This is a genomic window from Prevotella pectinovora (genome assembly GCF_041323955.1).
Taxonomy (GTDB): Bacteria; Bacteroidota; Bacteroidia; order Bacteroidales; family Bacteroidaceae; genus Prevotella; species Prevotella pectinovora.
Window position 1 is genome coordinate 1,399,679 of the sequence record NZ_JBGLIV010000001.1, and the last position, 25,597, is coordinate 1,425,275.

A 25,597-nucleotide genomic window follows, 5' to 3' on the forward strand; every position below is an offset into this window, starting at 1 on the left:
AAAGATAAGTTGAAAAATCCAAACTCACAAATAATATCTTTTCTATTATTTTGCAGGACAAAGAAAAAAGCCGTATTTTTGCAAAAATAGTTATTAGCATGACAACGACAAGACAAATATTAGCATTCTTATCACTGTTCCTGTTCGCCGGCAACGCCTTCGCCGACGACGAGACCCCGACCATCAACCCCACAGCCACCTACACGAGCGTGGACGGCGAAGTGACCGAAAGCGCCGAGATGTCGGGCCAGGCCCCGCTCAAGGGCTATTTCCAAGCCAATGCCAGCAACGTGGGCGACTACACCGCCACCTACGAGTGGCGCTTCACCCGCGAGGGCTCTACAGAACCTTATCTCACAAGGTATGAGGAGAACACGGAATACACTTTCACCAAGGCTGGCAGCCACAGCATAGTGCTCTACGCCACCTTCACCAAGGGCAACGACGTGATACAATACGGACAAGAATACTGGAGCGAGCAGCAGCCGCTGCGCGTCACCATCAGCGAAAGCAAGCTGGAAATGCCCAACGCCTTCTCACCCAACGGCGACGGCATAAACGACATCTACAAGGCGAAAGACGGCTACCAGTCGCTCACCGAATTCCACGCCTACATCTTCAACCGCTGGGGGCAGAAGCTCTATGAATGGACCAACCCCGCCGACGGATGGGACGGCAAATACAAAGGCAAGGACGTGGCACAGGGCGTGTACTATGTGCTCGTGAAAGCTAAGGGCGCCGACGGCAAGACCTATAATATAAAGAGAGACGTGAACCTGCTCAGAGGCTACACCGAAGGCACCAACACGGGAGGAGGAACCGCCAGATGAAAAGAGAAGACGACAAGATATGCGTCTGGGGAGCCAGGGTGCACAATCTGAAAAACATCGACGTGGAAATCCCAAGCCATAGCCTCACCGTGATAACAGGAATGAGCGGCTCAGGAAAATCATCACTCGCCTTCGACACAATCTTCGCCGAAGGGCAGAGGCGCTACGTGGAAACATTCTCTGCCTATGCCCGTAACTTTCTGGGCGGACTGGAGCGCCCAGACGTGGACAAGATAACGGGTCTGAGCCCCGTAATAAGCATAGAGCAGAAGACCACTAACAAGAACCCACGGTCAACTGTGGGCACCACCACCGAAATCTATGATTTTCTGCGACTGCTCTACGCCCGAGCCGGCACAGCCTACAGCTACGTGACAGGCGAAAAAATGGTCAGATACACAGAGGAAGAGGTTATCAGAATGATACTCACCGCCTATGAGGGCAAGCGAATCTTTATCCTCGCCCCGCTGGTGAGAAACAGGAAGGGACACTACCGCGAACTCTTCGAGAGTATGCTCAAGAAGGGGTACCTCTACGTGCACGTGGACGGACAGGTCATGGAGATAAAGAGCGGAATGAAGCTCGACAGATACAAAAACCACAACATTGAAGTGGTTGTGGACAAGCTACAGGCAAGGGAAAAAGACCAGGAACGGCTGCGCAAGAGCGTACAGACAGCAATGAGGCAGGGCGACGGACTGCTCATGATAATGGACAAGGACACGGGCGAGGCGAAATACTACAGCAAGAGGCTCATGTGCCCCACATCAGGAATAGCCTACAACGACCCGGCACCTAATAAATTCTCGTTCAACTCCCCCGAAGGAGCATGCCCCCGATGCAAGGGACTGGGCACGGTGAACGAGATTGACCTCGCGAAGATAATCCCAGACACCTCGCTCTCGATACACGAGGGAGCCATACTGCCACTCGGAAAATACAAGAACCAGATGATATTCTGGCAGATAGACGCCATACTCGACGACTACGGGTTCTCGCTCAAGACACCAGTGGCGGAACTGCCCGACGACGCTCTCAACGAAATACTCAACGGCAAGCTCGAGAAGATAAGGATAAAGAAAGAGGTGGTACACACAACGAGCGACTATTTTGTCAGCTTCGACGGAGTGGTGAAATACCTTCAGGCAGCCATCCAGGGCGACGACAGCAAGGAAGCGCAGAAATGGGCAGAACAGTTCATGAGCGTAAAGACCTGTCCCGAATGCCACGGCGGACGGCTCAATAAGGAATCGCTCTCCTACCGTATTTACGACAAGAACATCTCGCAGGTGGCAGAACTCGACATCAGGCAGCTCTACCAGTGGCTCGATGAAGCCGAAGCCCACCTCGACCACAAAAACAGGCAGATAGCTGCAGAAATACTAAAGGAGATAAGGACCAGAATACGATTCATACTCGATGTTGGACTGGAATACCTCGCCCTCAACCGCCAGTCGGTGTCGCTCTCCGGAGGCGAAAGCCAACGCATAAGGCTAGCCACACAGATTGGCTCACAGCTCGTCAACGTGCTCTACATCCTCGACGAGCCGAGCATCGGACTCCATCAGCGCGACAACGAAAAGCTCATCACCTCGCTGAAAAACTTGCGAGACATCGGCAACACGGTGATAGTGGTAGAACACGACAAGGACATGATGCTCAACGCCGACTATATCGTGGACATTGGACCGGGAGCCGGACGCAAGGGTGGCAAGCTCGTATTCCAAGGCACACCACAGGAGATGCTCCGCCAGCACACCGTGACGAGCGACTACCTCAACGGCACCAAGGGCATCCCCGTGCCCCAAGAGCGCCGACCGGGCAACGGATCCCATATCATCATACACGGCGCGAAGGGCAACAACCTGAAGAACGTGGAAGTTGACTTCCCATTGGGCAAGCTGATCGTAGTAACGGGAGTGAGCGGCAGCGGAAAATCCACACTCATAAACGAGACTCTCCAGCCCATTCTCAGCCGACACTTCTACCGCTCGCTCAAAGAACCTATGCCCTACGACAGCATAGAGGGAATGGAACACCTCGACAAAGTGGTCAACGTGGACCAGTCGCCTATAGGACGCACGCCACGCTCAAACCCCGCCACATACACGGGAGTGTTCAGCGACATCAGGGCGATGTTCGTAAACCTGCCCGAAGCCAAAATCAGAGGCTACAAGCCCGGACGCTTCTCCTTCAACGTAAAGGGCGGACGCTGCGAAGCCTGCGGTGGCAACGGATACAAGACAATAGAGATGAATTTCCTGCCCGATGTGATGGTGCCCTGTGAGGTGTGCCATGGCAAACGCTACAACCGCGAGACGCTCGAAGTGAGATACAAGGGGAAGAGCATCGCCGACGTGCTCGACATGACCGTAAACCAGGCAGTGGAATTCTTCGAAAACGTACCCGACATACTGCGCAAGATAAAGACCATACAAGACGTGGGACTAGGATACATCAAGCTCGGACAGCCCTCCACCACACTCAGCGGCGGAGAATGCCAGCGCATGAAGCTCGCCACCGAACTGAGCAAACGCGACACGGGCAAAACGATGTATATCCTCGACGAGCCCACCACGGGACTCCACTTCGAAGACATCCGCATACTGATGAACGTGCTGGAGCGGCTCGTAGACAAAGGTAACACCGTGATTATCATAGAGCACAACCTCGACGTTATAAAGCTCGCCGACCACATCATAGACATGGGACCCGAGGGCGGCAGCGGCGGCGGCAACGTGATGACGACCGGCACTCCCGAAGAGGTGGCTCGCTCAGGCAAGGGCTACACATGGCGATTTATAAAGCAGGAGCTTGAAGCAAGCCACAATCCATAATCTCGGTTGGGTTCTTTCCGTTTATTAGACACTACAGGAAATGCATCCTCGCGAAAAGATATTATCATAATTACCAACAAAGAAACTCCCCCGAATGGAAGAGAGAAAGGCCGAATCAAAAAGTTTTGAATTGCCAATCACTCGCCATTCGGGGGAGTTGTCGTTTCCTTCCTTTCCGGAAGGAATGCATGTTTTTTGAGTTTTTATTTCATCACGAACTTCTTTCCTCCAGACACATACACTTGTCCCGGCAGCATCCTCAGGACACGCTGGCCGGCAAGGTTGTATATTGCAGAAGCGACGGCAGAAGAGTTGGAGGCCACCTCGCTGATGCCGTCAGCAGCGCCCTTGTCGATGACAAGAGAGAATGGCTTCACGCCACCGTCGGTGATACTACCGTGAAGCAGTATACAGTTTCTGAAAGCCTCAACGCTGGCATCTGATGCAGCGCTGAACAGGAGCTGCGCCTTATCGGCGTCGGTCAGCTGAGAGAGCATATAGGCATAGAACTCCTCACCAGCCATAGAAGAGGCACTGGTGCTGCTGAATGTACCTTTCAAGGGCAGATAGTCGACAGGAGTGGCAGAGAGGTCTGTCAGAACCACGTTCTCGCCAACGAACGAGATGACGGTCTGAACTGCAGCATCGCCATCGACGCCTGACAACGAAACGAAGAACGGCATTCCAGCAGGGATTGTCTTCGCTACGGAGCCTTTGTATTCTTCGTTTGAAGCAGACTGTAGGATAATCTGCGAGCGCGCCTCATCGATTACGTTCTTCGACGGGTCTAAGAAAGCAATGTCAAACTGGTCACCCTCAAACTGGTCTTGCAGCGAACTGGCAGTAATATCGAATGGCAGTGCGTATGGCTCATAGAGACCATTGCGCGACTGCTGGCGCTCATATTCCACTCGGGCAGCCGCAATTTGCTGAAGTCCCGATGCTGAAGGGAAGAAATAATCCTCTCCATCGGTAAGACGCACTAGGTTTGCCTTTCCGTCGGCAGTAATCACATTGGCAGACAGCGAGGCAACGGAGTCGCTGCCGAGAGTTTCGCTGTCAGCATCGAGCACGATGAAATCGTTGGCGTCGGCTTCGAAATCAAACTCAGAGAGATTGTCGGCATAGTATCTGCCATCCTGAGCATAGAGGACACCACCCTGGGCATCGGCCACATTGGCGAAATATCTAGCCGTTGAAATGGCGTTGTCTGCCGTGAGGAACGAAGGCATCTCGTCGGCACCTATCTTCATTCCGAACACAGACGGAGCTCCGTCTTCGCTATCGAGGAGTTTCCACAGAGCAAAGCAGGCTGACTTGCCCTCGATGGTTCTGGAGTCGGCCTCGAGCATGCCGAGAGTACCGCCAGAGAGTTTGTAGAGATACATGGTGGCTCTTTCGCCTGTGGTGGGGTCTATCTCCTCGCCACGCACACGGGTGAAGCAGTTTATCACCTTCTCGGTGTTCATGTATGCATAGTTCATGAGCTGTAAGGCAGGGGTGTCAGAGGGTGTGCCGTAGCAGCACTCCACGGAGAGTCCGTTGCCATCCTCGTCAGTCGACTGCACATCAGCGTCGAGCAGACTCACGTTGTCGAGGGCGAGGTTTCTGACGGAGCCCGTGAGCGAGCTACCAGCGAAAAGAGCCGGCTCCTCAGCTGCGCCGTAACCCTTGATGGTGTGACGCTTGCCGTCGAAAGAGCCCGAGAAGTTCGTTATCTGCACGTTTGGATTCTCAGCGCTGAACTCAAGGTCAGCGGCAAGTTCAGCATCCACCTTGAAGCCCTGATTTGCAATCGAGGCAAAGTCGTTATACTCATCAACGGTGGTGATGACGCTGTTTGCCTGATATGCGTTGAGAGTGAGCACATAGGTAAGGCTCATTCCCGATGTGGCTTCCGCAACGCTCACGGTAGCCTGTGCGTCTTTTGCTGCTGCCTGTGGAGCATAGGTGAGCGTTACCACGAGCGTGTTTTCGGCGTCGGCATCGGGAGCCACACTGGCAGCCACGTCATCGGCAGAGGAAGTCACTGTGATGTCGTCGGCAGAGAGAGTAGGCAGATAGGTAACATTGAACGTGTCTGTGGTCTGCTGACCCACAACGGTGGTCATGCTGCCCTCTCGTCTGGAGATCATGATCGGAGCGTCAATGTTTGCCACAAGCTTGTATTCTTTAGTGTAACCCTCATTGCCGGAGTCGGCAACGGTAAAGAGCGAAGTAAGCTCACCCACCTGCATCGGCTCCAGCGCCGAGTCATAACAGAAGTCCACTATGGCAGAGCCTTCCTTGCCGGCAACGCCGGATATGGTGAACGATGTGGAACCCTCAGGACCGAAGGTGATGTGATGGTCGGCGGTGGTGACCACGATATCGCCTGCGGGGTTTGAATAAGCCACGCTGAACGTTCCTTTTGCCTTTGAGCCATACTCCATGGAGAGTACGGCTGCATCTGTCTGCGAGGCTATAGGCTCCGTGACGTTGATATTTCGCCAATATCCCATGCGTGAGCCAACGTCGCCGAAGGTATATTTGGCGTCGTAATAGAGCTTGATGTAGCGGGTGTCTTTGCTAAGGTTTGCCGATAGGTTGATCCACGAAGTGGAGGCGGCACCATTATAGATGTCGGTGAACTCCTTGCCGTCCGTGCTTTCCTGGATGAGCATCACGTTACTCTTGCCGTATCTCGTTCTGGAATAGTCGAGATGGAGCATTCCCGGAGTGTCCTTGAAGGTGAACACGGCAACTCCTCCGTCCTGAAAGTTATCGGTCTTCACGGCACTTTCCGTGTCATCCCATCCCACGCGTGTCTTCTCCACGAAAATAGAGTCAGCGTTGAAGACGTCCTTGTTCACGCTGAGCGGCAACGCCACCTGTGCCGTAGCTCCCAAACTGAAGATCGAGAGCGTTGCATACAAAAAATACAGTCTTTTCATCTTTTATAGCTAAAACTTAAATATTAAAAATCACCTGTCTGATCTCTTATGTCGTTATGGAAATAAATATCTCTTTCTGGCGAAAATGCCATGAAACAAAAAAAGACTGCCATATAGCAGTCTTCTTTGCGGTGCGTACGGGACTCGAACCCGTGACCTCCTGCGTGACAGGCAGGCATTCTAACCAGCTGAACTAACGCACCAAATAGAGTTTTGAATTTCAAGAGTTTCAGCGGTGCGTACGGGACTCGAACCCGTGACCTCCTGCGTGACAGGCAGGCATTCTAACCAGCTGAACTAACGCACCAGAACTCTATCGTTTCATTTGCGGTTGCAAAGGTACGAATAATTTTGAAACCTCCAAAACTTTTCGCAACTTTTTTTATAAAAAATATTGCATAAGCACCGCTTCACGGTATTTTTTGCCGTCGAAAAGCCAGTCTTTGAGGGTTATGGAGCTTATAAAGCCGCAATTTTCAAAAGTCCTCAGGGCGGTGGAATTCTGACAATCCACATAAGCATAAAGCTGATGGATAAGGAGAATGTCACGGGCATAGGCCTTGATTCTCTCTATCGCCGCCTGGGCATAATGACGCCCTCGGAAGGGACACTGGATCACGATGCCGAGTTCGGCACGGCGATGGCGGGGATCGAAATCGGTGAGGTCTACAACGCCCACTATATCGCCTGCGTCATTGCTGATTATCATCCTCACCTGCTTGTCGGCATAGATATCACCACTTGAACCGGCTATATACTCATGAAGCATGTATTTGGAATAGGGCACGTTGGTGACACCCACGTTCCATAGGCTCGTGTCATTTTCTATCTTGTAGAGCACGTCGAGATCTTCGGGCTCTATGGCGCGGAATCTCACGGCTGGCAGTTCTTCTCTTGTCATCTCTGCTGTCATGTTGGGGTCTGAAATTGTATTCTCAACTATTTGTAGGGCAGGAATCGTCCACCTTATTTATATAGGCACTTATGTATCGCATGCATCATACTTGCCGACAAGGCAGACTAACAGGCACTATCGCCACCCCTGCCGTCATCTCAGCACTTCCTGGTCGGTGATGAGGATGTGGTTCCGGGGGTTGAAGGTTCCTATCAGCACGTTCTTGCGAGGATTACCCTCAAAGGCTCGCAGTATGTCGCCATAGCTGAAGAGGGAGATGTCGTAGACCACATAGGTAACGGTATCGGAAGAAAGCCTGTCGAGATAAGCCTCATGCCCCTTCTCCCTATCGACAACGGAGCATTCCACAAATCGGGCGGTAAGTCCACGGTTGTCGGCAAGCCGACGGCAGGACGAGAGGTTCTTCCCGGAGCACAGGAACAGGTATTCTGGCTCTTTCTTCCTTTTCACCGAGAAGAAGCCCATAGAATGGGCTGACTTGCCTAGAAGCATCTGAACGAGGGCTATGGTGGCCTTGACATAGATGGCGAGACGGATAGGCAGACTTATCCAGAAGCTGAGATGGCGGTAGTGTTTGCGGAAGAAAATGAGCATGGCCTCATAGAAGACGTGGACGTAACGGAAGGAGGACTTATGGGTGCTCTCGCCCTTGTAGTGGAGTATGGAGACGGGCAGATACCAGTTTTCGAAACCGCCCTTGAGCAGACGGTAAGAGAGGTCAATGTCTTCGCCATACATGAAGAAGTCTTCGTCTAACATTCCTATCTTATCTATCGCCGTGTGGCGCAGCAGGCAGTAGGCTCCGCTTATCACCTCTATCTGGACAGGCTCGTCCCAGCTGAGATAGCTCATGTAATATTTGCCGAAGCGGCGACTCTGGGGATAGCGCCCGCAGAGTCCGCACATCTTATAGAAGGCGGTGAGCGGCGAAGGAAGCCCTCTCCTACTCTCCATCGCTTTATCGCCGTCACACTTCAACATCTTTACACCAAGTCCACCGGCTGCCGGGTGGCCGTCCATGAAATCCAGACATTCACGGATGGTCTCTTCGCCGACGAAGGTGTCGGGATTAAGCAGCAGCACGTACTCGCCCTGGGCTTTCCTGATGGCGAAATTGTTAGCACGGGCAAAACCGAGGTTGTGAGTGCTCGCCACGAAGGTAACTTCACGAAAACGGCGGCGGAGATATTCCACGGATCCATCGCGCGAATGATTGTCTACGACAAACACCTCAGAGGGGATGTCGGCAAGGGCCTTACGAAGGCTCAAGAGACATTGCTCGAGGTAGTATCTAACGTTATAGTTTACTATTATTACTGAGATTTTCATTCTCCAATATTGGTTTCATTGATACAACGGCCTATGCTGGGATAAACAAACGTGAAGCACAGACCGCCGATTATAGCCATGTAGCCATAGGCCACGGACATCGACATATAATAAAGAATGGTATTGGCAACGAGAGGAACGCCTATCATCGCCAGACGACAGGAACCGAAAAGGACAAGTCCACGGACTCTGTCAGCCTTCAGACGACGGCGGACCGCAGAGAGGCCGAACATCTTCAGAGCTAAGGGGATGAAGCATATCGTGAGGACCTCCATTAGCATGAGCACCTGGTATTTCACGAACACGTCTTGGGCACAGGCTCCCACTTCAAGAAAGTCTGACTCGAAACCCACCACCACGGCTACCGCCAGCAAAAGGTAGGCAATGAGTTGTCCAAGCAAGAGTTTCCTTGCGGGATGTAATGTATTTTCTTCCATTGTCATGTTTTTTTTAGTTAACGAAGAACTATTGTTGAGTTTTTTTCAGCTGATGAGAAACCTTATACGGAGTCATTACCTAGCCTCTGACATCAGCCCCATCTGCCCCCCAGTTTGGGAGGAACCGGATACTCTGGGCATTAACATCTGAATATCAGCAGCACATCCACCACAAGCAGCAGAATACAACCTTTCTCCTACGGGGACGGGGGGGGGCAGAACCGGTCAAGCAGAGATCAGGTATTGAACGGCGTGCGGTTGACGATCGACCTGCCCAGAGTGACCTCATCAGTATATTCCAACTCGTTGCCGACAGAAATGCCACGGGCTATGACACTGACCTTCACACCGAGAGGGGCAAGTTTGCGGGAGATGTAGAAATTGGTGGTATCACCTTCCATCGTGGAACTGAGCGCAAGAATCACCTCCTCTATCTCGTCGTGGGCCTGCACACGTTCAACCAGAGAGTTTATCTCTATGTCGTTGGGGCCGATGCCGTCCATCGGAGAAATCACGCCACCGAGGACATGATACAGGCCGTTGTACTGCTGCGTGTTTTCTATAGCGAGCACATCCTGTATGTTTTCCACCACACAGACCAAAGCCTCATCGCGGTGGGGATTGGCACATATCGGGCAGATGTCGGTATCGCTGATGTTGTGGCACACGGAACAATGTTTCACGTTGTGGCGCAAATCCGAAAGCGCAGCGGCGAAAGAGTCAGTCTGACCAGGCTCCTCACGCAGCAGATGCAACACCAGACGGAGCGCCGTCTTGCGACCCACCCCTGGCAACTTGGAAAATTCCGATACTGCCTTTTCAAGCAATCTCGAGGGATATTGCTGGTTTATCATAATTGCATTTATAATTCTTCCAGCCTACAAAGGTAGTGTAAAAGGAATGAAACACAAAGAAAAATCGGCTATTTCACATTTTGTTTCTGCTCCTGCCATTTTATAAAGGGCGGATTTTGAATATTTTCATTGTCGCAAGCGGCTTTTTTATTAACTTTGCAGAATCTCCATCGCAGATACGCACCTAACAGGCTGCATCGACGGCAATGGCGAAATCAAAAGTTTTCACAAAACTACAAACATGGGAAGAAACAAATACTCGGAAAAAGAAATCAAGGAAATAGGCAAGCTACTGCACCTGAAGAATTCTGCCAACAGGGCGAAGCAGAAAGAGATAAGACACACTCTGCGCACGGAATTCGAATTCAACATCTCTGACTTCAACGAGCCTGGCAAGGCGTTCGGCGACAACGAACTAAATGAGGCTATAAAAAGAGGTGCGATCCGAATACTGGACGAAGCCACGATTGAGGCGATGAAAGAGAAAAGGGCGCGCGACAAGGCGAAGGACGAAAAGGAAAAGCAGCAGCAGGCTATCGAAGCCGGAGAACAAACAGACTGGCAGCAGGCGATGAAGGAATGGGCGGAATGGAAGAAAGGAAAAGACGGCGAGAAATAATGAAAAGCGCTGGAAAGAATTCCTGAAAGACCTACATAAGTAAAACTCCAAATTGGTCATTTGTGACATTAGGAATCGAGCGTACCAATAAAAAAGACATGCATTCTGAAACGCATGTCTTTTATTATTATAGTTATTGGCGGATTGTCTTTTTCATCAAATTGTCCCGCTTAAACTGACTTTTCAGATTGCCCGACTTAAACAGACTTTCAGATTGTTTCGATTATAGATCAAATGTTACTTCTTGTCGTCAGCCTTCTCTGCTGCAGGTTTGGCAGTCTTGCGGGTGGAAGTTGCTGTCTTGCGCGTTGTGGTCTTAGCTGCAGCAGCCTTCTTTTTCTCAGTCAACTTGTCAAGCTTGGCATTCAACTTGTCAACATCCTCCTGAGCCTTTGTCAGACGGGTTTTCAAACGCACTATCTCATTGTCTTTAACCTGAATCTCATCGCCCTGGTTCTTGATGGTGGTGAGGAGAGAGTCGAGCTGGTCGTTGTCGATTTCTTCCGGGTAGAGGGAGTTCACCCTGTTTATGAAGTCGCCAAGAATGTTCATGTAATTTGTGAAGGCATCAAACGGCGAATTGTAGATGCCGCGGTCTAGACCTACATTCGACGGCTTGGTGGTCATAAATCTGAAGTTGTTGCTTGCCTGCAGATAGTCCCAGTCCTGATTGATGCGAGGGTCGTTGGCTATTCTCACACGGTCGGCAATACTGTAGAGCTTATCGAACGCCTCGCGTTGCATAGGATTGCCGAGCCAGCAGCTCACATCCCTCTCCTCATCGACCCATGACAGGGTGTCGGGCACGAATAGGTCGCCTACACTGTTCATCCTGCCACACACCTCAGAGGGCGTGGAGAAAGTGATTCCCTTCTGACGGGCACATCTCGGCAAAGCCTTGATGAACTCAAGGATGTTTGAAGACAAAGGCTGCGAAATGCCAAGAGCCAAAAGCTCCATGAAGATATTTATAACCTGCTCGTCTTCTGGCAGTGTGGCAATCCTGTTGACATAATTGTCGGCAAACAACGGATAGCCTTCCCAGTCACTGTCGTTGAAGCGCAGACTGATATCGTCGCTGAGATCTACATCGCGGAGAAGCAACTTCAGACCAGGAGCCTGACAACAGTTGTAGACATAATGCGGAGACTTCCAACCGAGAACGTGCTTGGCGCCTTCTGTCAGCATTCCCTTGAAGCCCATAGAAGCTGCCACATTGCCTATCTCGTCGCTATAGATGAGCGAGGAGTTGCGCAATACGGTAGGACGCTTGCCGAAATATTCTTCCATCTTCGACATCTGCCTCCTGACATCGGCGATGAAACACTCGTCGTTGGCAAGAGAGGAAAGTCCGTGAGAATATGGCTCGGCCAGGAATTCCACGCAGCCAGTGTCGTTGAGTTCCTGAAGCTTGGCTATCACCTGTGGGGCATGCAACTCAAGCTGCTCGAGACCAACTCCGGAAAGCGAAAAGGCAACCTTGAAATAGTCGCCGTTTTCTTTTATCATGTCAAGGAACGCATTGAGCGCAGGCATATAAGAACGCTCGGCTATTTCGCCTATGCTTCTGTCGTTCTCATAGTCGTCATAATAGTAATGGTCTGTTCCAATGTCAAAGAAACGGTATCTCTTCAAATGGACTATCTGGTGTATTTCAAAATATAAGCAAATTGTTTTCATCTTATATAGATTTTTTGTTAATTATCATATTGACTAACGCAAAAGCAGCTGGTCGTAGAGTTTTCTTATCCTCAAGCCCACCTTCTCCCATGTAATCTGGTCGACCTCCTTCTTGCCCTCCTCCTGGAGATAATGGAAAAGGCCGTCATTGTGGCAGATGGAGTAGATGGCGTCAGCAAGGGCGTGAACGTCCCAATAGTCCACCTTAATGCAGTTTGTGAGAATCTCGCCGCAACCACTCTGCTTGGAGATTATCGTAGGCGTGCCACATTGCATAGCCTCCAAAGGCGAGATTCCGAACGGCTCGCTGACAGACGGCATGACATAAACGTCGGAATCCTTCAAACATTCGTAGACTTCCTTGCCTCTCATGAAGCCTGGGAAGTGGAAACGGTCGGCAATGCCTCTCTTGGCAGCAAGATAAATCATCTGGTCCATCATGTCACCGCTGCCTGCCATGCAGAAACGCACATTACGGGTGCGATGCAGCACCATATTGGCGGCCTCGACAAAATACTCCGGCCCCTTCTGCATTGTGAGCCTACCGAGGAAGGTCACAATCTTCTCCTTGCCGGTGTGGTCGGGGCGAGGAATGTCCTGTAGCTCCTGACGCAATGGATAAACGGCATTGTGCATGGCAAAGCACTTGCGTGGGTCCTGATGGTATTGGTTTATCACTGTCTGGCGTGTCAGCTCAGACACACACATGATGCAGTCGGCATTATCCATTCCGTCTTTCTCAATAGAATACACCGTAGGGTTCACATTTCCTCGGCTCCTGTCAAAATCCGTGGCATGCACGTGGATGCAGAGCGGTTTGCCACTAACCCGCTTGGCATGGATGCCGGCTGGATAAGTAAGCCAGTCGTGGGCGTGGATAATGTCGAAATCCTCGGTGCGAGCCACCACTCCAGCTATTATGGAATAGTTGTTTATCTCATCGTGGAGATTTGACGGGTAACCGCCGGCGAAATCCATGCATCCAAGCTCGTTGACATACATATAATTGAAATCCGCATAGAGATGATCGCGCAGACGATAATAATAATCGGGGTCCATCACATTGCCGATTCTACTCTTCACATAGTCGTAGTCTACGTTGCGCCAGGCTATAGGCACACAATTCATCGCCACGATACGCGCTGCTGTATGGTCCTCATCACCAAATGGCTTTGGCAAGCACAATGTTATGTCAATGTCGCCCTGGGCATGAAGACCCTGAGTGATTCCGAAATTTGCAGTTGCAAGACCACCGTATACATGAGGAGGATACTCCCAGCCAAACATTAAAACTTTCATACTGTCTTCCTCCTTATATTATATCTGTGTATTTTTCCAATATACTCAAAGTGCGCAATGTCTCTCCTACATTCATCGCAAAGGATATGGCTCCGCGAGCCTTGAACGGAGGGTTGCCGTCGAACATCTCGGGCAGGGTGCCGAGGCAGTTTGTCTGCATCTCGTCCTCATATCCCACCAGCTGACGCTCGATGAAGCTGAGCCTCGTGCGACGATATATCTTGAGACATGCTTCCATATAGAAACCGCCAAGCCATGGCCATGCCGTGCCCTGATGGTAAGACAGGTCACGCTGCATCTGCGGACCGGCACATATAGGATTATAGCCGCCGCTCTTTGGCGAAAGGGTTCGCATGCCCTTTGGCGTGAGCAATTCCCTGGTACAGACATCAAGGATGCTTTTACGCTGGTCTGCCGTGAGAGGCGAATAGTCGAGAGCTATGGCAAACAGCATATTAGGTCTGACGCTCCAATCCATCATATTGCCGTCGACATAGTCGAAAAGATAACCATAGTCATTGAGGAATGTTTTTACGAACGACTCTTTGCATCGTGCCGACAATTCCTCAAGCGTCTCCGTAAACTGAGCGTCTCCTTCTATCTTGTTGAGTCTTGCGGCAAAGCCCAAAGCATTATACCACAAAGAGTTGATTTCCACTATATATCCGTTGCGAGGTACGACAAGTCTGCCGTTCACAGTGGAGTTCATCCATGTCATGACCTTACCCTTTCCGTCAACATATACAAGACCGTTATCTTCTACACGCATATATGGATGTTTGCCTTCCAAGAGGAAATGGAGAATGTCAAAAATGAATTTGCCATATTTCTTAAGGCATTTCTCATCACCTACCACTTTGGCATACTGCTGAATAGACCATATTGCCCATAATGGCACATCGGGCTGGTCTATCTCACTGAGACTAACGGTAACGGGTTTCTCACGCATGAATTCCTTATAACCCTTCTCGGCAGTAGCCATCACCTTTTCAAAGTAGCCCACTTCGTCTATTGACAATGTAAGACCAGGGAGGGAGATGAACGTGTCTCTAGCCCTGCTCTTGAACCAAGGATAACCGGAGAGCAGATAACACTCAGAACCATTCTTGGTGTTATGGAACTGGTGAGCGGCATTTACAAGACAATGGTAGAAATTGTCTCTCGGATTTCTTTCGTCAACTTCCTTCTGGAAGAGTTTCAGCAATCCTCCAGTCTTGATCTCTGACGTTGAGGCTGAAAAGACAATACTCTCGCCCTTCTTGATTTCTGTCTCAAAATATCCAGGCACATAAAGATCCTCATAAGAATCGTAACCCCTCTCCTGTTCCTTTGGATATTCTATTCCTCTATACCAGTCAGGATGGAAGACAAACTCGTTGCCCTTACTGAACTGCATATACAGATAAGGATAACCTTTATACATCTGGGTCTTGATTCCGTTGTCTACAAGCTGGTAATCCCTATTTGCCGCTGAATTCTCATGAGTAAACTCCCTGACGCTTCTGAATGCCATAAACGGGCGGAAGCGAAGCGTTGTGGAACTATGGGCGTCAAGCAAAGTATATCTCAGAAGAATCCTGTCCTCATAATGCTGGAACACGACTTCTTTCTTCAGAACGACTCCCCCGACACGATAAATGGTAGTCGGCACACTGTCACAATTAAATTCACGGATGTACTTGTGGCCATTGGGGCTGAAGTTGTTTCCGCGATACTTATGAAGGCCAAGATTGAACTCGGCACCATGTTGAACTACTGTAACGTCCAACGAGGAGAGCAATACATGATTTTCTTCATCCAATTCAGGAACGGGCACTACCAACAACCCATGATACTTGCGAGTATTACAGTCAACAATCGTCGAACAAGAATACGCGCCAGACCGGTTGGTGCGGAGCAGCTCTCTGGAAAGAGACTCTTCCAAATTGGTCATCAGACTTCTTTCAAATCGAAGATAGCTCATAATATTCTATTAAGGTGTTAATACATTTATTATGTTATACCAAACTTGAAGCATAGAAACCATACAATCGTTTGGCACTTCAAAAATAATAATTATTATTAATTCCACAAAATAATGTGTTCATTTTTTCGGAACAAATCCGGAATAGATGTTATATAACATAAAAATTGAGTGTAAAGTTTAAACATTTAAGAAAAAAGCAGTATTTTTGCAAATTGAAAAGAGTCTAAGGACAAAACAACTCAAACAGCACAATAGGTTTTGGTAAATGGTAAAAGTCAAAGAAATTAGCACGGAAAAGATTGAAGACATCATTTTTAGCCTGTGGGAACCACTGACAGACAACGAGAAAAAGATAATTTCAGAGAATATAACGGTTGAGGAGTACAACAAGAACGACTATATATACAAAGAACTGGAAATACCTGAAAGCATCAAATGGCTCATCACAGGAAAGGTAAAGATATGCAAAAGCGGCGCAATGGGACGCGACCAGATTTTGCGTACAATACGCCAGTCAGAGATATTCAGCTTCAGAGCATATTTTGCAGAAGACGACTATCTCACGTCGGCAATTGCATTTGAACATTCGATTGTTGCTTCGATGCCTATGAAGCTGGTTGTCAAGCTGATGCACCAAAACAACAATGTATGTATGCAACTAATCAAACAACTGGCAATAGAACTGGGAAAAGCTGATTGCAGGACAATAAACCTCACACAGAAGCATATCCGCGGCAGACTGGCAGAAACGCTAATTATACTTAAAGACAGATATGGGATTGAAGCCGACGGATATACAATGAGCATATACCTCAGCAGAGAGGAGCTCGCCAGCATGTCTAACATGACAACGAGCAATGCCATAAGAACCCTTTCCGCCTTCGCTGCTGAAAAAATCATAGCGATAGACGGAAGGAAAATAAAAATCATCAACGAGAACGAGCTGAAAAAGATATCCGAAAACGGATAAATACAACACTACTACGCCCTACCCTATTTACCCATTAACGGTCATTAGTCCACAATGTCGTATTTGACGGATATCTGCCATAATGAGAGACAACATATAATAGTAATTACTCAGGAATAAGGAAATTGATGACTTCCTGCTCCACCTCTATACTATACTCACCGACTGGTGTCTTGAGCAGTCTGCCGTCTACGGATACCATAGCATGAGAAGCATCAAGAACATCAACACGACGAGTACGATAAGGGTGTACGCTCTTGTGGTTGAGAAACTTACCTGTAAACAAAAGATAAAAGCCTTCTATCAACTGCATCATCTCTGGATGGTAAACCACCGAGACATCAAGCAACCCATTATACGGCACAGCATTGGGCGTCTGGCCATAACCCTCAGCGTTGCCAACACATACAGTCATCACCTTACGCTTGACAACATCATTGTTTATTTTCAGATGCATCTTGTATTCCAGACGCTGGAACACCATCAAAGCCATAGAGAACAGGTATGACAAAGTACGCGAACCAAGAAGACGACGAGTCTGGTTTCTGAGATTCATTATTGCAGACAACAGTCCTATATTAACACAATTAAGGAAATAACGATGACACTTTTCGTTCTTCTTGTTTGTATATCGGATACAACCGAGGTCTACCTTCCTTATCCTCCTTTCTTGCAACCATTTTATGGTCTGCTCAGGCTCACTCTCCTTGAACCCCCAATAACGGGCAAACTCATTCATCATTCCATTTGGAATAACTCCAAGAGCTATTGATTCACGAGTAGCCTTGTCGGTACTCATCAGACAATTCACGGCATCATTAAGCGCAGAATCTCCACCGACAACAACTATAGTCTTATAGCCATTGCTGATAAACATCGAGATTAGCCGAACCACACTGTCGCTACTCTCACTCTGAACGAAATCATAGTCGATTTGATACGCATTGAGTATCTTCTCTATTTTCTTCCAGCGTCGCATCGGACTTGTGACACTGTGCTTAGGGCAATAAAGTATTCCCCAACGAGTTTGCTCTTTCATAATACCTTCTTTATTTCGTTAATTTTCTCTTCCATACTATCAGCTGCATCTATCCAATGGATAGTAAAACCACGACGCTCCATACCACGAAACCATGTCATCTGCCGTTTGGCGAATTGATGTATTGCAATCTCTAATGAACGGTGCATCTCTTCAAACGTCGATTTCCCTAATATATATTCTGTCACGAACTTATACTCAAGTCCATAATATATGAGGTCGTCGGCCGGTATGCCAGAATCAAGCAGGGATTTCACTTCGTCAACCATTCCGTCCTGAAGGCGTTGGTCAAGTCTCCGCGTGATTTTCATGCGACGCAAATCCCTGTCTATGCCTACACCGATAATAACATTGTCTATCTTCGGAAATGTCCTTTCTTCAATATGCGCCTCTTTGTACGCCATCTCAATTTCTATGGCACGTATTGCACGTTTAGAAGTATCGACATCCGTAGAATTGTGCATATTGGAGTTGTTTTCAGCCTTTAGACGTTCGAGAATTGACGTCAATTCGAGAAGGGATTTTCCCTCAAGTTTATGCCTCAGCTCTTTATTTTCCGGCACTGGAATAAGTCTGTACCCCTTGAGCACCGACTCTATATACAAACCGGTTCCACCACACAAAATTACATTCTTGCCACGACTCCTGATATCATTATACGCCTCAAGAAAGTCCCTCTGATACTCAAATAGGTTATACTTGGTGCCTGGCTCAACAATATCTATCAGATGGTAAGGCACACGCTTACCATCAACGACATAGTCCGCAAGGTCTTTTCCTGTACCAATATCCATTCGCCTGTACACCTGACGACTGTCAGCAGAAATTATCTCTGCAGACAGTTCGGCTGCAAGATGTGCGGCAATATCGGTCTTGCCACTTGCCGTAGGGCCAAGAATTGTTATCATCGGTATCATTTCGGCTATATCAAGTTACGTTTAAAGTTAGAAATACAATATTGGTTTACAAAATTAATAAAAAAAGACCGCACGGCAATGCCGAACGGTCTTTTTTTTATAATTGCGGAAAAAACGCCAATGAATTAACCATTGTGCTTCTTCATGATCTTGATCAGGTCAACAACCTTGTGAGAGTAACCGATCTCGTTGTCATACCAAGAAACAACCTTTACGAAGTTGTCTGTGAGGTATACACCTGCGTTAGCGTCGAAGATAGAAGTCAATGGGCAGCCAAGGAAGTCAGAAGAAACAACAGCATCCTCTGTGTATCCGAGTACACCCTTCAACTCGCCCTCTGAAGCAGCCTTCATAGCAGCGCAGATAGCCTCCTTAGTAGCAGGCTTTGCGAGGTTTACAGTCAGGTCAACTACAGATACGTCCAATGTAGGTACACGCATAGAGATACCTGTCAGCTTGCCGTTCAGCTCAGGGATAACCTTACCTACAGCCTTAGCTGCACCTGTTGTAGAAGGGATGATGTTGCCAGCAGCGGCACGACCACCTCTCCAGTCCTTCATAGAAGGTCCGTCAACAGTCTTCTGTGTAGCTGTTGTAGAGTGAACAGTAGTCATCAAACCGTTCTCGATACCGAAGTTGTCATTCAGCACCTTAGCGATAGGAGCCAAGCAGTTAGTTGTACAAGAAGCGTTAGAAACGATCTTCTGTCCGTTGTATTTGTCTGTGTTTACACCGCAAACGAACATGTCTGCCTGATTTCCGTTAGCGTCAGCCTTTGAAGGAGCAGAAAGCACTACGTACTTAGCACCTGCCTTCAAGTGCTTCTCAGCCTTATCATAAGCGAGGAAGAGACCTGTAGACTCTACTACATACTCTGCACCTACCTCGTCCCACTTCAAGTTCTCAGGATCACGCTCAGCAGTAACGCGGATGTGGTTTCCGTTAACGATCAACTCGTTCTTCTCAACATCTGCCTCAACTGTACCGTTGAAACGTCCGTGCATTGTATCATACTTCAACATATATGCCATGTAATCTACAGGGCAAAGATCGTTGATAGCTACAACCTGAACTTCTTTTGCGTTCTCAGCCTCACATGTTGAGCGGAAAACGAAACGGCCGATACGACCAAAACCGTTAATACCAATCTTAATCATTGTAATGTTTATTTTAAGTTGAAAATAATAAAATATTTCTTTTAAATTACATGCCTAATCAGTTATACCTGAATTCTACTATTATATAAAAGAGAAGATTAGCATCCACTTTAAACTTTTCCCTCTTTAACGGCGGCAAAGTTACAAAAAATATCTATATTTGCATCAACTTTAATTATTAAATTATATAAAAATAATATATGGGCAAATTTATAAATGAATTTAAGGAGTTTGCGGTAAAAGGAAATGCCGTTGACATGGCAGTCGGTGTGATTATCGGTGGCGCTTTCGGAAAAATCATATCTTCTATAGTGAACGACATCATCATGCCGCCCATCGGATGGCTTATCGGAGGTGTCAATTTCAGAGATCTGAAAGTAACACTGCCATCGGTTGACGTTGGAATTGAGAGATTACAGCCTGCCACTATCAACTATGGCAATTTTCTTCAGACGACTTTCGACTTCATCATCATCGCCCTCTGCGTATTTATGCTCATCAAGGGAATAAACAAGATGGCAAGAAAGAAAAAAGAGGAAGAAAAGAAGGAGGAAACGGTAGCAGCTACAACTCCGACGAAGGAAGAGCTGCTTCTGACTGAAATCAGAGACTTGCTGAAAGCCAACAAGGCATAATTGTTAATTCTGCAGACGGGAGTATGTAATGATTACCAGAAAGTCTGCACAAAAGTACATCAAAAACAAACAGGACATGCAAAAGGTCATATTCACCCTTTTCATGTCCTGTTTGTTTTTCATTCTTTATCCCCCTTTTCATTGGGCGTTGCCTGATGTGAAGACTTGGTCTCTACTTTAGGCTCACCTTCTGAAACAGGAACAGTTTCCTTGTGTCGCTTTTCATTAGGCATTTTGTCATGAGCATCATTTTCTGTTGTTTTTTCTTTTGCATTGACTGCGGCCTTACTTTTAGTCGCAGGAGCAACCAGAACATTGTCACCTTGCGTCAAAAAATTGAGATAACGCTTGTATATCTTAGGAGAATAAGCATTGAAGATATTATTGGCAAACAAAATATCCGTTATTTTGTTCTCCTCCACATATTTCTTCATATTACGACCGAAATAGCGATAGTCTACAACATGTATCTCTTCGAAACTGTAAAAGAGATAACCAGGAATGGCATTGCCGAAACTGTCCTTCAGAATCATCAGGCGCCGATGGTTCTTCATTCCCGTCCTGACCTGAGTGATCCTCATGTCACTACCCATAAAGGTACAGTATGCTCCACCGCTTCCATCTTTATAATGGTAAAAGAATATGCTCTTGTAAGGTTTACTTACTGAAGTAACATGATAATTCTTATCCACAGTATAATCTATATATGTAGTGGTATACTTTACATTCTTCGGCACATAGTAGACGAAATTCTCTGGGGCATTCTTGACAGATATGTCGTTTGAATAGCCATACATGCTACCTACATATCCATGCACGACCTTACGCTCATAACTAGAGAGGGGCTTGAAAGGAACGCCAGCGACCTGAGCGAATTTCTGAGCGGCGTAATAGGCTCCAAGAGGTGCCCAATGATGGTCAGTACGCAAATATATGTCTTCTTTTGCATGTTGGCCAAGTGGAGTATATATATCAACGGCCTTCACTTTCGGACTAAGCTGAGAATATATATGGTTAATGGTCGGACGCTGAGGACGAGTACATGAAAGGGCATTGTCTGGACAATAGAACTCCGCGGCTGTAGGTATCACCATACAATAAACATGTACCTTATCACCGAAAACCTCTTTGTATTTGTTTGCAGCCTCAGAATATTGGCCACCTCCTCTTGAGCTACCGCCAAAGGCCATCAACGCCCTGACTTTATCACCTTTTCCTACTACAATTATACCGGCATTGGCAATCTTGGCATTATCGTCAGCGGTTATTTCATTCTTATATGCTCCAACATTTCTATCCGACGCATCATCGTATTCGTCATCTGCCGGCACAGTTGTTTTTGCAGCATGAAACCTGACATTGTTTTCTGTCGGGGCTATACCTATAATGTCTTTTATCGTCATACTGAGTTGCATCAACACATCACGGTATGGTTCACTGTCGCTATACCATGATGAGACTTTCTTGGTAAACTCACCACTCAACAAGGCGTCTTCCGTATACTTTGGAAAAGCGGCAAGTTCTCTTTTTTCCAATTCCGACACCTTACTGCGAGGAAAGAAATTAAAGACCAATGCTATTGAGAAGAAAGCAATGCTCATTAAAACGATGTATACTGCTGAATATTTCTTTGAACTCTCGTTAGTCATATATGTAATTGATATTGTTATAGTATAAGCAAATTGTCTTACAAATCATTTTCAAGCAAGTCACCCTACTTAAATAGCGACAGCCAGCCTCCATTCATCGGGCCAGCATATTGAGATATTTCCTTGTCGTAGATGGCGAACAAGCGTGTATCAAGTTATTGGCAAATAAGACATCTGTTATTGAATTGTCAGCAACATATTTACGTATACTGTGAGGGAAATAACGAAAATCTACCACATGCACTTCTTCAAAGCCATAGAATAGATATGCAGGAAGTGCATTTCCATAACTGTCCTTCAATATCATAAGCCGTCTTCCATTCTTGTTTCCTGTCACTACCTTGACAGTACGGGTATCTCCTCCCATAAAGGTACAATATGCGCCGGCACTACCGTCTTTATAATGTATGAAGAAGTTTCGTTCAATAGGAGCACTTTCACCTACCGTCTTGCCTTTACTCAACGTATAATTGATAAACCAACTCTTGTAGTCTATTCCCTGAGGCATATAATAGACGAAATCTTCTGGTGCATTCTTAACGGCAATATCTTTAGAGAAGGTGTACATACTTCCTACGTAGTTGTGCACCGTCTTGGCATCATAGGATGAAAGGGGCCTAAAATTCACACCTGCAGCATTTGCAAAACAACGCGATGCATAATATGCACCTAATGGAGCCCAATGATGGTCTGTACGGGAATAAATAGGCTCACTTTTGTGAGATTCCAACTCATCGTAGATTTTCACCGGTATTATTGTATTATCGAGGTTTGCATAGAGCTTATCAAGAACGGACTTCTCATTATTTGTCCATGAGCGCTGTTCTTCAGGACAATAGTAAGCTACTGCATTGGGAATTGTCATACAATAAACCGCAACGCTATCACCAAATGCCTGCTTATAACTGTTTACCATCTCTGCGTATGACATTGCTCCAACTTGTGTTCCGCCAAAGGGTTCGAAAGCCCGAGTTTCGGCTCCGTTGTCTATTACAATTATGCCGGCACGCGCTCTGCGTACTTCATATTTGGAGCCATCATTAATTGTATCCGCATTGGAATATTGGGATTCTTGCTTTTGAATTTGTGAAAACACTGGCATTATTGAACATGCAGCAAAAGACAGAAGCAAGATTAGTCTTATTCTTTTCATTTGATATATCATTTCATCATTAAAAACGAGTGTAAATAAAGGCATTGTTAGTTGCACCAACGAGTAGTGCAGCACATACAACAAGCATAACAACGGAGAATACCGTCTTTACAATGAGCGACATGGCATTGTAAACAGAGGGAACCGATGATTCTTCTTGTCTATGAAGCACAAAAGAGGAGACGGTCTTGCGCAACGGCATTGAGAACACTATAGCTGCTACCCATATCCAGAAATGGTCGAGAAAAGCGCTGTGAGTGACAAAGCTATCAAACGTTTTGCCTCCTCCAAAGAAACTCTTGAAGAAGACGAGCATTCTGCCGAAATCATCAAAATAGAATATTCCCCATCCTATCACTACAAGCAACAGGCTATATAAATGGAGCAAGGGAGATGGTATGTTGTCCTTAACTTTCAGCAGAGTGTATTTCTCCGTCATCACTATTATGCCGAAATATACGCCCCAAATGATGAAGTTCCAACTCGCACCATGCCACATTCCTGTAAGGAACCATACGACAAGGATGTTGACGGCCTGATGTTTACGGTTTCCTCCCATTGGAATGTATACATAATCTCTGAAAAAGCTACCTAGCGAAATATGCCATCGACGCCAAAAATCAGTTATAGTATCACAACAATAAGGATGGTTGAAGTTCTCATTGAAATGGAAACCCAACATTCTGCCGAGTCCGATAGCCATATCAGAATAACCAGAGAAGTCAAAATATATCTGGAATGTAAACGCTACGATACCCAACCAAGCTCCTGTCGTGGTTAAATCATTCAGACCATTGACAAGGAATTGGTCAGAAATCTCAGAAAGCTGATTTGCCAAGATGACCTTTTTCCCAAGACCGATAAGGAAGCGGTATGAGCCATCTGCAATGTCCCTGCTATTGACACGACGATTGGCTATCTCATTTGCCACTGTACCATAACGCACAATTGGACCGGCAACAAGTTGTGGAAACATTGATATATAAAGCAACAGGTCTGGATAACGACGCTGAACAGGAGATTCGTTCCTGTAAACATCTACAAGATACGAAATAGACTGGAAGGTGTAAAAACTGATACCTATAGGCAAAGCTATATTGGGGACCTTGATATTCATCCCCAAATCAGAAAGTATTCCCGCAAAGAAACCAAGATACTTGAATATGCCGAGCATCAAAAGGTTTAAGCTTATACCCACAACGAGTGCAGTCTTTCGTCTTGACTGCATCCTGCCAGCTATATTTAGACCTGATATATAATTTATCAAAGAACTGAAAAGCATAAGGAACACATAGACTGGTTCACCCCATGCATAGAAAATCAACGAGAAAACAACAAGAACAGCATTCTTGAGAACATTTCTACATGCCATTTGTGACGGGTCTAAAGCAGAAACTCTACTTGAAAACAGTTCCTTATCACCGACCGCTGCCAATAGATAACATAGAAAGAAAGCCGGAAGGAAAGCGAAGAGAAAAAAGAGATCAGAAAATATCATTTGCTGAGATTATTATGTTTGAAAAAGATTTCGTGAAAACTAAAACAAGTAAATTAATAGCACAACAAGGAAGTAATATGATTGGCAATGAGATATCCGTTTCGCCGAGCACCTCTCTCTGATGTATGAGTGCCATCAACTGTCAAAAAATAGCCATTCATCTCTCTGGAAGAATACACACCTGTAATATAATCCTGCCTAATTATAGGAATTGACATACGATGGGCACATTCTTCAAGAATATTTCCAACTTTATTGATAATATCATAGGATGCTTTCGTAGTCTGCATAGGTGAAAGGAGCACTATTTGGGCATCAGGAAATCGGGACATCAGTTTCTCACAAATCAATTTGACGGAACCTGCTAAAGACACTACAGAAGAAACTTTCTGAGGTGCATTAAATGTATTAGGTGTACCGAATGCCTGTTCTACTGTTTTCGAAAATATCCCAGGACGCTTACTGTTAAACCATGCGTCGTTTGTACCTGCAGCAATCAGTATCAGGTCTGGCGAAGGCTGCTGTTGGTTATCACAAGCAGTTATCAATCTGTTCATCTGATTGAATATCACATTGTTGTCTGAAAGGACTTGTGTGTTTTCTACTATGTCATAGCGGGTTCTGACAGTATTCGTCCAAGTAGCACCACTTCTTGCATAGCTTTTACATGTCTTGGGAGAAATTTTATCTGCAAACCATTTTGACCAACCTTTAGGGTTCGTACAATCATCTCCACCAATAGAGGTGTTTGAATCTCCAAGAATCACAATATTCAAGTCATGTCCATTAACAGCCGAAAGCAGACAGCTCTTGCAAATCAACACACAAAAGAGTAAAAGAAACCTTATAGGGATGTTCATTATTTGTTTACTAGTTTAA

General features: G+C 46.8%; 20 protein-coding genes and 2 tRNA genes. 5 read left to right on the forward strand and 17 right to left on the reverse strand.

Annotated features, from left to right (window positions below; all coding sequences use genetic code 11):
- Positions 1-98 precede the first annotated feature (98 nt).
- Both ACDC99_RS05545 and uvrA read left to right on the forward strand, forming a co-directional pair.
- A complete protein-coding gene (locus ACDC99_RS05545; protein WP_052484702.1) occupies positions 99-830 on the forward strand; it encodes a gliding motility-associated C-terminal domain-containing protein in 732 nt (243 codons plus the stop codon).
- Positions 827-3,667 carry an excinuclease ABC subunit UvrA gene (gene uvrA, locus ACDC99_RS05550; protein ID WP_370756117.1) on the forward strand — a complete coding sequence of 947 codons (2,841 nt, stop codon included), beginning with the start codon at positions 827-829 and terminating at the stop codon, positions 3,665-3,667. The genes ACDC99_RS05545 and uvrA overlap by 4 nt, the downstream gene beginning before the upstream one ends.
- A 203-nt stretch (positions 3,668-3,870) precedes the next feature.
- On the opposite strand, the gene ACDC99_RS05555 is transcribed toward uvrA, so the two are convergent.
- The 7 genes from ACDC99_RS05555 to recR form a co-directional block, all read right to left on the reverse strand.
- Entirely contained in the window at positions 3,871-6,600 is a 2,730-nt protein-coding gene (locus ACDC99_RS05555) for a hypothetical protein (protein ID WP_370756119.1), read from the reverse strand.
- A gap of 129 nt (positions 6,601-6,729) precedes the next feature.
- Positions 6,730-6,803, reverse strand: a tRNA-Asp gene (locus ACDC99_RS05560).
- A gap of 30 nt (positions 6,804-6,833) precedes the next feature.
- A tRNA-Asp gene (locus ACDC99_RS05565) sits at positions 6,834-6,907 on the reverse strand.
- A gap of 75 nt (positions 6,908-6,982) precedes the next feature.
- Positions 6,983-7,501, reverse strand: a complete 519-nt coding sequence (locus ACDC99_RS05570) for a GNAT family N-acetyltransferase (RefSeq protein ID WP_156139340.1) — start codon at positions 7,499-7,501, stop codon at positions 6,983-6,985.
- A 147-nt stretch (positions 7,502-7,648) separates the two neighbouring features.
- A complete protein-coding gene (locus tag ACDC99_RS05575; RefSeq protein WP_022315957.1) occupies positions 7,649-8,845 on the reverse strand; it encodes a glycosyltransferase family 2 protein in 1,197 nt (398 codons plus the stop codon).
- The gene (locus ACDC99_RS05580) at positions 8,842-9,282 is read right to left on the reverse strand and encodes a hypothetical protein (protein ID WP_042517217.1); all 441 of its coding nucleotides are present in this window, start codon (positions 9,280-9,282) and stop codon (positions 8,842-8,844) included. Before ACDC99_RS05580 ends, ACDC99_RS05575 begins: the two co-directional genes overlap by 4 nt.
- A gap of 236 nt (positions 9,283-9,518) precedes the next feature.
- A complete protein-coding gene (recR, locus tag ACDC99_RS05585) occupies positions 9,519-10,133 on the reverse strand; it encodes a recombination mediator RecR (RefSeq protein WP_370756914.1) in 615 nt (204 codons plus the stop codon).
- A 244-nt stretch (positions 10,134-10,377) separates the two neighbouring features.
- On the opposite strand from recR, the gene ACDC99_RS05590 reads away from it, so the two are divergent.
- On the forward strand, positions 10,378-10,755 hold the full coding sequence (locus tag ACDC99_RS05590; RefSeq protein ID WP_022315960.1) for a hypothetical protein: 378 nt from the start codon (positions 10,378-10,380) through the stop codon (positions 10,753-10,755).
- 237 nt (positions 10,756-10,992) lie between these two features.
- On the opposite strand, the gene ACDC99_RS05595 is transcribed toward ACDC99_RS05590, so the two are convergent.
- Genes ACDC99_RS05595 through ACDC99_RS05605 form a run of 3 tightly spaced genes read right to left on the reverse strand, consistent with a single transcriptional unit; the run spans position 10,993 to position 15,697 of the window.
- The gene (locus tag ACDC99_RS05595) at positions 10,993-12,435 is read right to left on the reverse strand and encodes a glycoside hydrolase family 57 protein (RefSeq protein WP_288767854.1); all 1,443 of its coding nucleotides are present in this window, start codon (positions 12,433-12,435) and stop codon (positions 10,993-10,995) included.
- 33 nt (positions 12,436-12,468) lie between these two features.
- Positions 12,469-13,734: a glycosyltransferase family 4 protein gene (locus ACDC99_RS05600; protein ID WP_370756122.1), complete on the reverse strand. Its 1,266-nt coding sequence runs from the start codon at positions 13,732-13,734 to the stop codon at positions 12,469-12,471.
- A gap of 13 nt (positions 13,735-13,747) precedes the next feature.
- Positions 13,748-15,697 (reverse strand): glycogen debranching enzyme N-terminal domain-containing protein, encoded by a 1,950-nt coding sequence (locus tag ACDC99_RS05605; RefSeq protein WP_288762651.1) that lies wholly within the window; start codon positions 15,695-15,697, stop codon positions 13,748-13,750.
- A gap of 268 nt (positions 15,698-15,965) precedes the next feature.
- Here ACDC99_RS05605 and ACDC99_RS05610 point away from each other — a divergent pair, with 268 nt between their 5' ends.
- A complete protein-coding gene (locus ACDC99_RS05610) occupies positions 15,966-16,670 on the forward strand; it encodes a Crp/Fnr family transcriptional regulator (RefSeq protein WP_022315964.1) in 705 nt (234 codons plus the stop codon).
- 106 nt (positions 16,671-16,776) lie between these two features.
- Here the strand turns inward: ACDC99_RS05610 and ACDC99_RS05615 are convergent, their stop codons facing one another.
- The 3 genes from ACDC99_RS05615 to gap form a co-directional block, all read right to left on the reverse strand.
- On the reverse strand, positions 16,777-17,709 hold the full coding sequence (locus ACDC99_RS05615; protein ID WP_042517165.1) for a diacylglycerol/lipid kinase family protein: 933 nt from the start codon (positions 17,707-17,709) through the stop codon (positions 16,777-16,779).
- Entirely contained in the window at positions 17,706-18,626 is a 921-nt protein-coding gene (gene miaA, locus ACDC99_RS05620) for a tRNA (adenosine(37)-N6)-dimethylallyltransferase MiaA (protein ID WP_042517167.1), read from the reverse strand. The genes ACDC99_RS05615 and miaA overlap by 4 nt, the downstream gene beginning before the upstream one ends.
- A gap of 125 nt (positions 18,627-18,751) precedes the next feature.
- Complete coding sequence (gene gap, locus ACDC99_RS05625; protein ID WP_022315967.1) at positions 18,752-19,783, reverse strand: type I glyceraldehyde-3-phosphate dehydrogenase; 1,032 nt, start codon at positions 19,781-19,783, stop codon at positions 18,752-18,754.
- A gap of 200 nt (positions 19,784-19,983) precedes the next feature.
- Here gap and mscL point away from each other — a divergent pair, with 200 nt between their 5' ends.
- The gene (gene mscL, locus ACDC99_RS05630) at positions 19,984-20,418 is read left to right on the forward strand and encodes a large-conductance mechanosensitive channel protein MscL (RefSeq protein ID WP_370756126.1); all 435 of its coding nucleotides are present in this window, start codon (positions 19,984-19,986) and stop codon (positions 20,416-20,418) included.
- A gap of 119 nt (positions 20,419-20,537) precedes the next feature.
- On the opposite strand, the gene ACDC99_RS05635 is transcribed toward mscL, so the two are convergent.
- The 4 genes from ACDC99_RS05635 to ACDC99_RS05650 all read right to left on the reverse strand — a co-directional run bounded on the left by ACDC99_RS05635 (position 20,538) and on the right by ACDC99_RS05650 (position 25,578).
- Positions 20,538-22,067 (reverse strand): DHHW family protein, encoded by a 1,530-nt coding sequence (locus ACDC99_RS05635; RefSeq protein WP_082027855.1) that lies wholly within the window; start codon positions 22,065-22,067, stop codon positions 20,538-20,540.
- Positions 22,068-22,161: 94 nt separating this feature from the next.
- Positions 22,162-23,220: a DHHW family protein gene (locus ACDC99_RS05640; RefSeq protein WP_288767857.1), complete on the reverse strand. Its 1,059-nt coding sequence runs from the start codon at positions 23,218-23,220 to the stop codon at positions 22,162-22,164.
- Between the two features lie 19 nt (positions 23,221-23,239).
- A complete protein-coding gene (locus ACDC99_RS05645; RefSeq protein ID WP_044074528.1) occupies positions 23,240-24,718 on the reverse strand; it encodes an MBOAT family O-acyltransferase in 1,479 nt (492 codons plus the stop codon).
- A gap of 53 nt (positions 24,719-24,771) precedes the next feature.
- Entirely contained in the window at positions 24,772-25,578 is an 807-nt protein-coding gene (locus ACDC99_RS05650) for an SGNH/GDSL hydrolase family protein (RefSeq protein WP_370756129.1), read from the reverse strand.
- Positions 25,579-25,597: the final 19 nt, after the last annotated feature.